Consider the following 11,587-nt stretch of genomic DNA (forward strand, 5'->3'; position numbering starts at 1 on the left):
GCTTTGGCCATTTTGCGACTATCCACAGGATCGGTTTTTTCACTACTTTCTTTATTGGTAGTGGGAAGATCAGCTGGGTTGATCACCAGACATTCGTAACCAAAAGATTTTAGATCCCGATAGATCCAAAAACCAAACTTACAGGCTTCATAACAGCAGATGATCTGATATTTTGGAAAAAACTTATCCAAGTAAGACTTCAAGGCTTTGGGATCAGGTGCCTGACTGAAAGTTTTATGGTGGCAATTGGCAGTAAAGATGCAAACGCTCCATTGTCGCTTGTGCACATCGATACCAATGAATAACTTAGGAGAAACTTCGGTGTCCATGATATATTCTTTTTGGTTCTGTCTTAAAAACGAACCAGATTATATCATGGGAACTATAAGTAATGGCAGGGAAAGTGCTAAATATCAAGGTTTGTAGCCCGTTCAAACTGCTTAGCGGTTTGACAGGAAAGTACCACGGAATCTGCCACTACTCATACAATTTACCGTTAGCCAAGAAATGGGAATATTTGATTTTTTATTTGGAAAGAAACATAAAATTTATGACGAATTCTTTGGTAGCATGCTTCATTTGACTTTTAAAGATAAATCAAAGAATTACTATGAATGTAATAGACAATTTCATCCAAAAGGGTCTGAAATAGAATTAGGAGTTGAAGGAGACGAAAACGGCCCGAAACAAAATCAAAAGGATTTCTTTTTATCAATTGAAAAGAAGTATGACGAAATAGTGATTTCCATTGGACCTAAAATTGAGGTAGAATTCAAAAATTGGAAAGAGGATTTTAGGATTAAAGATTTTAAAAAAGAATTCAGACCTGTATATATGTTCCTTCCTCGATGTGATAAACAACCAATCACATGGGAAATTGCATTTGAATCAGACCATGACCTAAACCATCTATTCACGGTCAAAATGAAGGATATGAGTGCTATTAAAGTATCAATTGATGGATAATAATAACTGTACACAACAAAACTTGAACTACATTAAAACGCAGTATAGCCAAACCTTAGTCAATTAGAGCAAAATGGAATTTGAAGTAACTGAAAACTTTTACAAATACAGCCCATGGCTAAAATTATGGGAAGTAATCAGAGGACTCCTTATGCTCTTCTATGTTCCGATTGCATATGGAAAACATCTTATTCATAAAAAAAGAGGTATTGAAGAGCCTAAGCCACGCGAACAGGATGTTTGGCATAATCACATTGAATTTGACACTTATTCACTTGAGTCCTTGGCCTTGAGTAACGATGAATCAATGCAGTTACTTGAATCTGAAACTTTAGACTTCCCCGACTGGAAAGATTGGGATGACTCATTCAGGTTTCTACTAAAATTTAGATCTCAGCCAGAAATTGAAGCACTTAACAACACTTTCTTTGATGAAATTGACTTAAACACTGAGATAGGACTTTTTCTGATTCGCATAAATAAAAAAGGAAAAGGAATGACCCTTTGTCTATTACCATCAAAAAAGCCCGAATTAATAGAGGTTGCCAAATTAAAACCTTTGAGCTGGATCATGAACCCAGTAGAATCCGGGACAATAGAATTGTTAGGTTTTGGGGACAAAGGGAAGTTTAGGACTGAAATAAAACTGACTAAAATAAATTCTATACTGAATAAAAACGAAGTTTAGCTAACTCGTAGTGGGAAATTTGAGTTAATCATAAAACATTAGTAAAGTTTGAAAAGGATTGCAGTTAATATAAAAACTGAAAAATAGAATGAAATAATCCTTGAGTTAAGAGAAAGCGGTTGGATTGTGACAGCCAAGTATTTAGGGTTAGATGCAGGAATTGTTGATGACTTCTAATCTAAAGTGATCAACAATTGAGCTTTGAATTAATTTTTTAGATTTATTAACTAATTATTTTGCAGTGAATTAACTAAATTCCATTCTAAACTCTTTAGAATGCATAGACTGCTCCTGATTTTTAGTTTGGCTTTATTTTTTTCCTGTGGAGAGTCCGTAGTCTCCAAATTTCCCAATGATCGTAATATTCTCGAAAACCTGACTTATTCTATTGATACGGTGGTGGTGGATTCGAAAGGAGAAATTATTAATCTCTCCAATGGACTGAGGTATTTTGACATATCAGCAGATGAATCATCTCTCATATTTTTTGACCGGAAGCAAACCATTTTTCAGGAGATAGATCTGAATGACCTGAAACTGAAAGCCACTTATCCATATGAATTTGAAGGACCAAATGGAATTGGCAAGGCCACGTACTTTCAAATTTTACCTGATAGAACCCTTTTTATTCCCACTTTTTCAAAATCAGGAATCTACAACCTACAAGGCAAGTTAGTTTCAAGATTAAATTTTAAACCTACTGAAGCAGAAGGGCTTGAAGAAACTGATCCATTGACCCTGATAAATGCAATACTTATTAATCCAAAGTCAGGCCTTCTCTATTCTCTTCCGGGAGAATATATATCAGGTGTTAAAGATTTGGCAATTATAAATCCAGAAAATAATAAAGTGAAATTGATCAAACTTCCAGAAATGGATATTGCCGGAGATTTTAAGGTTTTCTGGAATACAGAAAATGGTAAAGCCATTGAAATGGAGGAATACTCCCTGACTCTTATTGATGAAACTTTAATTATCACCTGTACCGTAGGAAGTGGAATCTACACCTATAATACTAGTAACGACAGATTGAAATTTGTGGATTTACCACATAAAATCATCCCTACAAAAAAATCTGGTGAAATCTTAAATGAAGTAACTGAGGAGTCTGTTTTTTGGGATGAATACCGAAAAGTGGCAAGTCAGGTTTCATACCATGAATTGAAATGGGACAAGGAAAAAGAACGATTTTATCGCTTTGCCAGCAGGACATTTTTGGGAGAACAGGAAAGTGATCCAGTAAAATACGAGGTGTTTATTCTCGCATATGACAAAGATTTTAATACAATAGGTGAAACCAAACTGGATAAGTTAAAAACAATCCCAAGCTCCTATTTCTTCAAAGACGGCAAGCTCTGGTCTTATGTCAACATCGATGACGAACTCGGCTTTGCAATTTTCACTTTTGATTTTTAGTGGCATGAAAAGACTGTTTACAATTTCCCTCCTTGCCTTTCTTGCTGCCTGCAGTGGCAAAGAGTCTGAATCAACTGAACAGAAAAACATTCTCGAAAACCTGACTTTTTCGGTCGATACCGTGTCGGTGGATGCTGGAGAAGACTTTTTTGTAATTCCTTATGGCCTTGGAAGAATTGGAATTAGTCAAAACAAGGATATACTCTGGTTTTTTGAAAAAGATCCATTGAAACTTATCCAAGTGAATTTGAATGAATTGAGATTATTCAGCAAAACAGAGTTTCATAAGGAAGGGCCAAACGGGGTGGGGAGCTATATTATGGATTTTCAAATAAGTGGGGATGATGGACTAGCTATTCTGGCCAATCAGAGTTATGCAAAATTCCGCAAAACAGGAGAAATAACTGAAAACCTAAAAATAGTTCCAAAGGATATTGACTCAGAACTCGCTAATGACTTTTCAAAATTGTATCAACGTGCTTTTTATGATTTTGAGGAAAATCAGATTTACACGCAACCATACAAAGAAGGAAATGCAGAAAAGCAGCTTTTCATTATCAATCCGGAAACCAAAAAAGTGACCACATTTCCAATCCCCGAAATGAAATCAGTCAGTGATTTTAGCAGAACCTATGTGGCAGAATCTGACGGAAACAGTATGATTTACTTTTTTGCTGCATATGACTACATCGCAAAAGAAAACGGTCAATTATTTATTTCAGCTGCTCCAATGAGCGGTTTTTACCTAATGGATCCTAAGACCAATAGTGTGAAATTTATAGATATCCAGCACAAGACCGTGCCAAATAAGTGGAACATTAATCTAATGGAAGACTACAATAATGTTACTGCTTTTGAGGAAGATCAGAGGAAGGTGTACGAGCAAGTCAATTACATGGAAATTAATTGGGACAAAACAAGGGAATTGTATTTGAGGTTTGGAAAAAAAACCTACTTAGCTGAAAATCGAGCGGATCCATCCACTTATGAGGTATACCTATTTGCTTACGATGAGGAATTTAATGTAGTAGGGGAAACTAAGGTCAAAGGGATGAAGGAACCACCTACCACTTACTTCTGGAAGGACGGCAAACTCTGGTCTTATGTCAATATAGAAGACGAACTCGGCTTTGCAGTATTCACTTTTGATTTTTAATAAAGGAAAAAAAATCGCCCTCAATCTAAGCCCTATACTTTTCTAAGCCTGCGCTATTAAAGCCAAGCCTGAAGATATTAGATCTGGGAATATTTTTGAAAAACTTGACTATTCAACCCACAAGTTATTAATTGACTTGGGTGACAAAATGAAAAATCTCAATTAAAGCTTCCAGAACATCAGTGTAGTTTCAAAAAACATTTTCAAAGCCCGCTTGATGAGATCGACGAAATTCTTAATTTGGTTTCCACAACACATCCTACCCCTGTGGACAATGTGAATATTGACGCAATAAGGTGACGGTAGTGCTGTAACTACAAGTGTTGTGTACAATTTGAGTGAACCAAAAAACAGAAGCAAAATTTGAAAAGGACTGCAGTTAATATAAAAACTGAAAAATGGAATGAAATAATCTCAGAATTAAGAAAAAGAGGTTGGATTGTTACTGCCAAGTATTATGGATTTGACGCTGGAATTGATGATGACTTTTTAATTTTAAGGAAAGGATTTAAGAAAATTCTGTTTGGTTGGACAAATTGGGTTGAAGGAGAGATAAAGTGTAATGACCGAATTTTTAAATACTTGGAATCGGAGTTTAACTTGGAATTTGAATATGGAAAACCAACAAGTCTGAAGCCGCTTGTAATAGCGACTTATAGACTACAATCTTTACCATTTTTTCTTGTTGAAAAACTGAGCTTACTAGAGATTAATAAATGAAAACTGTACACAACACAGCATATAGCTTATGGCGGGTGAACGGCTACCAGCAAGGTTTTCGTTCCGTAGCCAGCTTCGGTTTCGGGGACAGAAAAGTGCTTCGAAACTGCCACCAGCTATATGCAAAACGTTGCCAGCAATGTAAATGAAAGGACTACTCACCATATTGTCATTACTCTTGACGACAACAATTAGTTGGAGCCAAAGCACAATTTCTTTAGACTTTTTAAAAGGTGAATGGATTTCAGATTCCCTTCATTCATCGCAAGACGACCACTGGAGAGAATTCGTGTTTATTGACAGCTTAGGTCATTTTTACCGCACGACTTGGTGGGCAGATAATTACGTGATTGATAAACAACTGAACCTTTCGGAAAATCAAGTTCTAAAAGAAAACGAACCCTATTTATCAATTGAAATTGTTGACTCAAATACCATAGAGCTGACCAATCCAGACTACTATGGACTTTTTCATCGGGATCCTTGGCCGGAAATTGGAACTTTTAATGAATCATTAAACCGATTCATAATTGGAGACTCCATCAAAACACAGCTTATAGGAACTTGGTATTACAATTCTTCAGAGCTTATTGAACCTGACCCTAATTTCCCACAGATTTACCTTGACGAACAAAAAAAGAGAACATTTCTAGGAGCTTCGTTAGACAATCTCAAAATTCAGTTTGACCGAGACAACAGATTTATAGTTTCAAACGACTCATTAGAAGTAAAGTACGGATACTTGATAGATAATGATGGAATCGACTTGAGGAAATCTGATTACATTATCAATATCAAATACACGCTCAATGACAATTTAGAGTTAACAGAAAGCCGTTATGGAATTAAAAGAAGATTGATTTTTAAAAGAAAAAAATAAAACACTGCTGGCAACAATGGCTAAGAAAACATAGGGCAGACAAGGCTTTCCGAAAGGTTTGTTCACTTAGCAAACTTCGGTTTCTGGGACAGAAAAGTGCTTCGAAACTGCCACCAGCTATATGCAAAACGTTAGCCACAATTGATGTACTTTGCACAGAGTGAAGGGCTAATATTTTAATTCGAACGGAAATGAAACTAAAACATCTTATTTTTCTTTTTTTTGTACCCTTTTCTCAAAACTCATATCCAGGATATGAAAAAGCTTACTTTCAAGTAAACAATAAGAAGTTCAAGGTTTCGGAATTAAACTTAGATATTATCCTTGACGAATTTGGTTCTAATTATGAACCTATAGAAGCTAAAACAGCCTCAACAGTCGATTCAAATCTTAAGCCTATAAATCAAACTTCCTTTTTTCGAATAATTTACAATGATGAAGGTGTAGAATTTTTTTTCAAGAGCGATAAAGAAATTCCATTTTCAGACGGATTTATACTCAAAAGCAATCAATTTGATTTCACTCAAATCCCTCCTGCAGAGGTAAGGATATATAGTAAGAATGTAACCACAAATGTAGGAGTTCAAATTGGAGACAGTCAAGCAGCTGTTGAAAATCTATTTGGTAAATCAGAAGTTGGATGGGCTCCTGTAAAATATCCTACTATAGGTTTAGGTTTTGATTTGAATGAGAATAAAGAAGTTGAACAAATATCGATTTCTAAGCCCTATTGACAGAAGTGGGTAACAACTAGGTTTACGTCGTGTGCGTTGCATTGTTTTTCCTCCGAGACTGGTAGGTGAAACCACCACGAAATCCCATAATGCTCCGGTACTGCCTTCAAAATCATATCCCTCATAGATAATTTGGTTTCTTGGCCGATTTCGTATTTGAGTTCATCGAACATTGGAGTTGGAATACTAAGGGAGTAGATTTTCACATCCTCAGTGTCAAACTCTTTACTGGATGTTTTTTCTTTTTGATATGTTTCAGGTTCTGAGTTGATCCAGTATTTCGTAGTCTTTTGCTCCATTGGATTCCGAGTTCTGACGAAAGGGGTTAGAATGGGAATTGTTACTTTTTATTCAAAAAATATTTTCAAACTCAAGGTAAAGAGATCGACGAAATTCTTAATTTGGATTCGACAAAACTCCAATCCCCTGTGGACAATGCGAATATAGACGCAATAAGGTGACGGGAGTGCTGTAACTACAAGCGTTGGCAGCAACTTAAAATGAAACGACTGATTCTCTTCATATTCACGATTCAACTCATGGGATGTTCTACCCAACCAAATGAGACGAACAGGGAACCCGAAAAAGCTGACCCATTTACTCAAGATTCTGTTAAACAAGACGACTCTGGACAGGTAGAAGAATCTTCGAAAACGGAAGAAGAAAATTGGAACGCCTACTACAGATCAATGGACATCAACAACTATGTTGTAACCGAATCAAATGGACACACCCCGACTGTCATTGAGCAGGACGCTATTGTGTTCGTGAGTCCTGACAGCCTTGAAGTTCAAGAAATGATTAAAGAATTAGGTGATGACTTTTACACCGTTGCAGACGACAACAACTATTACAAGTATGAGGCAGATCAATTTATGACTCAGAACGGTGTTAAATCGGTTAACCCTAAGACTCGTTATTTGAAGTTTATACAGGCTGACTCAAAGACATTACTGATTGACACAAAATCTTCTGCTTCAAGAGGCTGGACAACAATACTGTTTCAACCAGATAGTTTACCCAAGGTCATTAACCCGGTAGACATAAGGGAAGAATTTGAAAAATATTTCAATAGAAAAGCTGCTGCCAACAATCGCTAAGAAAACATGCTCGGTGAACAGTAAAAATTCAAGATTTATCTTTCAAACGAAAATTCTTCTCGCGAAGACATTTACGGTTCGAAAGCCGCACGTTTCTTAGCGGGGCCGTTATGCATAAGCAAATGAACTGATCCCCAAATGATTAGGAAAATTTTAATTAACAGAATTCTATTTGTCATGTTTCCTGTCCTCATTTTTATGACAACATATTTTAGTCACAAACTAGGGTTAGAAAGATTTAAATTTGAGTTTCTAGACTTTTTCGTTCTTCTAATAATAATTGGAATCTATTTTTCACTATCATCAATTAATAAAGTATTGAAATTAAAAACTGTCAGAGACAAAATAATTTTTGAAGGGAGGACTAATCAGCCAAAAATTTTAAAGATTGATTTTCCGTTCCGAACAAGATTTGTTGAATTTGATATTGATATAGGGGGCAAGGAGATAGAGGTGTTTAAAGGGAAAAGAAAATACCTAACATTTAATAAGTCAAGTGAAATCTTAAGATTTCATTCATTTCTATTTAAAAGAAAGATTGAGATAAATGATGTGAAATTTTTATTACTTGAATATCATCACTTTTATGAGTACACGTTTAATGGTTGGATGTCAAGGGGACAATGTGATAATTGGAAATGGTTAAATACAATCTCAATAGTTCTTAATTCAGGAAAAATAGTGGAATTAATTAGTGGGTCTCTTGAAGAGTCAGTTTATAAAAATGATCTTAGAGAATTGACTGAAAACCCCTATGGACATTTGCCTAAGCATAAAGTGAAAAACTATTCAAGTATTGGAGAAAGAACAATGAGCCTATTAAGTAGTGAATTGAATTTAAAGTATTTAATTATTGATTATTCGGAAGGAATGCCTAGGCATAGCATCACCTTAGATCCAGCGGGTGGTACCGAGTAACTATGAAAATCAGTATCTTTAAAAAGTTAGGAGTAAGCTTGAAGAATACTGCTCCAAAAAGCCCGCCGTCTCCAAGATGAGGACCGTAAACACCTAAATCCCATAATGCTCCGCTACAGCCTTCAAAATCATTTCCCTCATCGATAATTTGGTTTCTTGGCCGATTTCGTATTTGAGCTTGTCAAACATAGGAGTTGGGATTCTAAGGGAGTAGATTTTCACGTCTTCTGTATCGAATTCCTTACTGGATGTTTTTTCTTTTTGCTGTGAATCAGGTTCTGAGTTGATCCAGTATTTCGTAGTCTTTTGCTCCATTGGATTCCGAGTTCTGACGAAAGGGGTTAGAATGGGAATTGTTACTTTTTATTCAATAAATATTTTCAAACTCAAGGTAAAGAGATCGACGAAATTCTTAATTTGGATTCGACAAAACTCCAATCCCCTGTGGACAATGCGAATATAGACGCAATAAGGTGACGGGAGTGCTGTAACTACAAGCGTTGTGTACAATTTGAGTGAACCAAAAAACAGAAGCAAAATTTGAAAAGGACTGCAGTTAATATAAAAACTGAAAAATGGAATGAAATAATCTCAGAATTAAGAAAAAGAGGTTGGATTGTTACTGCCAAGTATTATGGATTTGACGCTGGAATTGATGATGACTTTTTAATTTTAAGGAAAGGATTTAAGAAAATTCTGTTTGGTTGGACAAATTGGGTTGAAGGAGAGATAAAGTGTAATGACCGAATTTTTAAATACTTGGAATCGGAATTTAACTTGGAATTTGAATATGGAAAACCAACAAGTCTGAAGCCGCTTGTAATAGCGACTTATAGACTACAATCTTTACCATTTTTTCTTGTTGAAAAACTGAGCTTACTAGAGATTAATAAATGAAAACTGTACACAACACAGCATATAGCTTATGGCGGGTGAACGGCTACCAGCAAGGTTTTCGTTCCGTAGCCAGCTTCGGTTTCGGGGACAGAAAAGTGCTTCGAAACTGCCACCAGCTATATGCAAAACGTTACCACCAAGCATAAAAAAACAGCAATGCAAGAAGCAAATCTAAAGCAACAGTTTGATGATATTCTTGAATCGACCGTTGTTCCTGTATTGAAAGGTTTAGGCTTCAAGAAAAAGGAACTTCATTTTAATAGAAGTTTGAATGAAATTTCCCAATGTTTGAATATTCAGAAAAGCAAGTGGAATTCCTATGATGAAAGCATAAGCTTCACTTTTAACTTGGGCTTTTATTATGGAAAAATCAATAGTGTTTTAAGTGAAAAAGAGGAATCAATTTTGTCGCCTCAAGTAAATGATTGTTTTATTCAAGGAAGAATCGGAAATCTTACTAAACGTAAAGACCATTGGTATGAATTAAATAATAAAGAGAGTTTTGAGGTAATAAGAGAACAAGTTGCATACCACATTAAATGTTTTTTAATTCCGCACTTTGAAAAGTATAATTTCCTTGAAAACCTTGTAGAGCTTGTAGATAAAAATGAAGGTGACCGGATTTATATGATTTCACCAATGGGGAAGTTTATATTTTTGATGATAACAAATCAAAAAGAGGTCGCTGCCAAACACATAAAGGTTGAGTATAAAAATGCTTTGAATCCTCAAGAAACTACACATACAATAAATTATCCTAATGGGACAAGCAAAGTTTACACTTCAAAGCCTCATGTAAATCAAGTTTATGTAGACTTCATAAAAAAGATTTCAGATTATTATGAAATCGAACTCTAAAACAAAAGAAAGCCATGTGGTAACATCACCTTGGATACAGCGGGCGGATCAGAGTAAGTAGAAAGATCAGTATCTTTAAGAAGTTAGGAGTAGGTTGGAAGAGAGCGGCTTCGAATACCCGCCGTCTCCAAGCTGAAACCCGTTAGCAGCAACCTAAAATGAAGACACTCACCAAGAAAATATTACCCTATTTGATTACCAGTTTGTTGGTAATTGGATTTTGGAAAATGTGGACTTGGACGGATAATTACGCTTGGAATCCAGAAGGAAAAGAATTGCTAATGCTGGACATTGCCCTGACTTCGATATTCTTCTACAAGACAATTTTTTGGTTGGTGACAGCAAACCTCGTTGTATTTGGACTTCTCCAATTAAGAAAAAAAAAAATTAAGACTGCGGGAGTTGTGTTAGCTCTTACCTTAACTTATCACTTTGCAGTTGGACAAGTAGTCGACAAAAAATGTGCTTTCCATTACTATTCTGTTTTTCATAACCAATCGGTTGCCGAAGGATACATTATCCGACCGATCGAAGAAGCGGGTTATGAGATTGGACCAATTTTGACCGAGAAAATCGAAGAAAAGGACATGAAGTATAGACGATATGCAATTCTCGGACTTCAAAAAATCGACTATCAACCAGCGACTGAACTAATGGGTAAATTACTGTTTGACACTTCTGAACTCGAAGTTTATAGAGCAGACGCCAACGAGACACTAAAAACGTTTGACAATGAAAAATCCAACCAACTTTTAAACGATTTCAGAAAACAAGCGAAAGACTCGACAGAAAATAAAGTGGTTGAACTTGGTGAATATTTTTATGAGAACAGAGAAAAATAAAAAAAGGCAGCTGCTAACATCGGCTTCCATGAATAATCAAAAGTTCATTTTCTAGCATTTTTTCTTTGTTTTGGCTGTTTTGAGTTGATTGCCTGTTTTTTGGACTGGTTGGAAGAAGTCAAGAATGGACAAAGCGCTGCCTTGCGGGTGGGTTGTCCACCTTCGGTCGACAGGTCCACTCGCCTTGTTCTTTACTTCTGCAGAATCAGTCCATATCTTGCGATCATCAAAATATTTAGCCGCCTCTGGCGGGCAAGCCATGCTTCTCCCGATTTTGATCGGGACAGGCAATCAGAGATCCATGCTATTTATGGTCTCAGTTTCCGGTTAGTTTAGTAAGTGCTCCAGCCCCATACTAAAATTGAGTTCCTAATTATTGGACTCACATCCCGACAGCTGTACGGGATTGAGA

The 11,587-nt window shown here is 36.0% G+C and carries 15 protein-coding genes; 12 read left to right on the forward strand and 3 right to left on the reverse strand.

Going from position 1 to position 11,587, the window contains the following annotated elements; translation table 11 throughout:
- Positions 1-329: IS110 family transposase (locus FHS59_RS22975; protein ID WP_184498403.1), on the reverse strand; the 329-nt coding region annotated here is incomplete at its 3' end.
- Between the two features lie 241 nt (positions 330-570).
- Here FHS59_RS22975 and FHS59_RS22980 point away from each other — a divergent pair.
- From FHS59_RS22980 to FHS59_RS23010, 7 genes are all read left to right on the forward strand, one after another.
- Positions 571-966: a hypothetical protein gene (locus FHS59_RS22980; RefSeq protein WP_184498719.1), complete on the forward strand. Its 396-nt coding sequence runs from the start codon at positions 571-573 to the stop codon at positions 964-966.
- A gap of 73 nt (positions 967-1,039) precedes the next feature.
- The gene (locus FHS59_RS22985; RefSeq protein WP_184498721.1) at positions 1,040-1,654 is read left to right on the forward strand and encodes a hypothetical protein; all 615 of its coding nucleotides are present in this window, start codon (positions 1,040-1,042) and stop codon (positions 1,652-1,654) included.
- Between the two features lie 276 nt (positions 1,655-1,930).
- Positions 1,931-3,070, forward strand: coding sequence for a DUF4221 domain-containing protein (locus tag FHS59_RS22990; protein ID WP_184498723.1), 1,140 nt, complete (start codon positions 1,931-1,933; stop codon positions 3,068-3,070).
- 4 nt (positions 3,071-3,074) lie between these two features.
- A complete protein-coding gene (locus FHS59_RS22995) occupies positions 3,075-4,226 on the forward strand; it encodes a DUF4221 family protein (protein WP_184498725.1) in 1,152 nt (383 codons plus the stop codon).
- Positions 4,227-4,589: 363 nt separating this feature from the next.
- On the forward strand, positions 4,590-4,946 hold the full coding sequence (locus FHS59_RS23000) for a hypothetical protein (protein ID WP_184498727.1): 357 nt from the start codon (positions 4,590-4,592) through the stop codon (positions 4,944-4,946).
- A 145-nt stretch (positions 4,947-5,091) separates the two neighbouring features.
- Positions 5,092-5,826 carry a hypothetical protein gene (locus FHS59_RS23005; protein WP_184498729.1) on the forward strand — a complete coding sequence of 245 codons (735 nt, stop codon included), beginning with the start codon at positions 5,092-5,094 and terminating at the stop codon, positions 5,824-5,826.
- 191 nt (positions 5,827-6,017) lie between these two features.
- Complete coding sequence (locus FHS59_RS23010) at positions 6,018-6,560, forward strand: hypothetical protein (RefSeq protein ID WP_184498731.1); 543 nt, start codon at positions 6,018-6,020, stop codon at positions 6,558-6,560.
- On the opposite strand, the gene FHS59_RS23015 is transcribed toward FHS59_RS23010, so the two are convergent.
- On the reverse strand, positions 6,554-6,859 hold the full coding sequence (locus FHS59_RS23015; protein WP_246388599.1) for a hypothetical protein: 306 nt from the start codon (positions 6,857-6,859) through the stop codon (positions 6,554-6,556). The two genes, FHS59_RS23010 and FHS59_RS23015, sit on opposite strands and share 7 nt — an antisense overlap.
- Before the next feature lie 201 nt (positions 6,860-7,060).
- Here FHS59_RS23015 and FHS59_RS23020 point away from each other — a divergent pair, with 201 nt between their 5' ends.
- Together FHS59_RS23020 and FHS59_RS23025 are read left to right on the forward strand one after the other, a co-directional pair.
- The gene (locus FHS59_RS23020; protein WP_184498733.1) at positions 7,061-7,660 is read left to right on the forward strand and encodes a hypothetical protein; all 600 of its coding nucleotides are present in this window, start codon (positions 7,061-7,063) and stop codon (positions 7,658-7,660) included.
- Between the two features lie 318 nt (positions 7,661-7,978).
- Entirely contained in the window at positions 7,979-8,578 is a 600-nt protein-coding gene (locus tag FHS59_RS23025) for a hypothetical protein (RefSeq protein WP_184498746.1), read from the forward strand.
- Between the two features lie 93 nt (positions 8,579-8,671).
- On the opposite strand, the gene FHS59_RS23030 is transcribed toward FHS59_RS23025, so the two are convergent.
- Positions 8,672-8,893, reverse strand: coding sequence for a hypothetical protein (locus tag FHS59_RS23030; RefSeq protein WP_221444575.1), 222 nt, complete (start codon positions 8,891-8,893; stop codon positions 8,672-8,674).
- Positions 8,894-9,118: 225 nt separating this feature from the next.
- On the opposite strand from FHS59_RS23030, the gene FHS59_RS23035 reads away from it, so the two are divergent.
- From FHS59_RS23035 to FHS59_RS23045, 3 genes are all read left to right on the forward strand, one after another.
- The gene (locus FHS59_RS23035; RefSeq protein WP_184498727.1) at positions 9,119-9,475 is read left to right on the forward strand and encodes a hypothetical protein; all 357 of its coding nucleotides are present in this window, start codon (positions 9,119-9,121) and stop codon (positions 9,473-9,475) included.
- 120 nt (positions 9,476-9,595) lie between these two features.
- Complete coding sequence (locus FHS59_RS23040; RefSeq protein WP_184498748.1) at positions 9,596-10,333, forward strand: DUF4304 domain-containing protein; 738 nt, start codon at positions 9,596-9,598, stop codon at positions 10,331-10,333.
- 158 nt (positions 10,334-10,491) lie between these two features.
- Positions 10,492-11,175: a hypothetical protein gene (locus FHS59_RS23045; protein ID WP_184498750.1), complete on the forward strand. Its 684-nt coding sequence runs from the start codon at positions 10,492-10,494 to the stop codon at positions 11,173-11,175.
- The last annotated feature ends 412 nt before the right edge of the window (positions 11,176-11,587 follow it).

The organism is Algoriphagus iocasae (genome assembly GCF_014206875.1).
Lineage (GTDB): Bacteria > Bacteroidota > Bacteroidia > Cytophagales > Cyclobacteriaceae > Algoriphagus > Algoriphagus iocasae.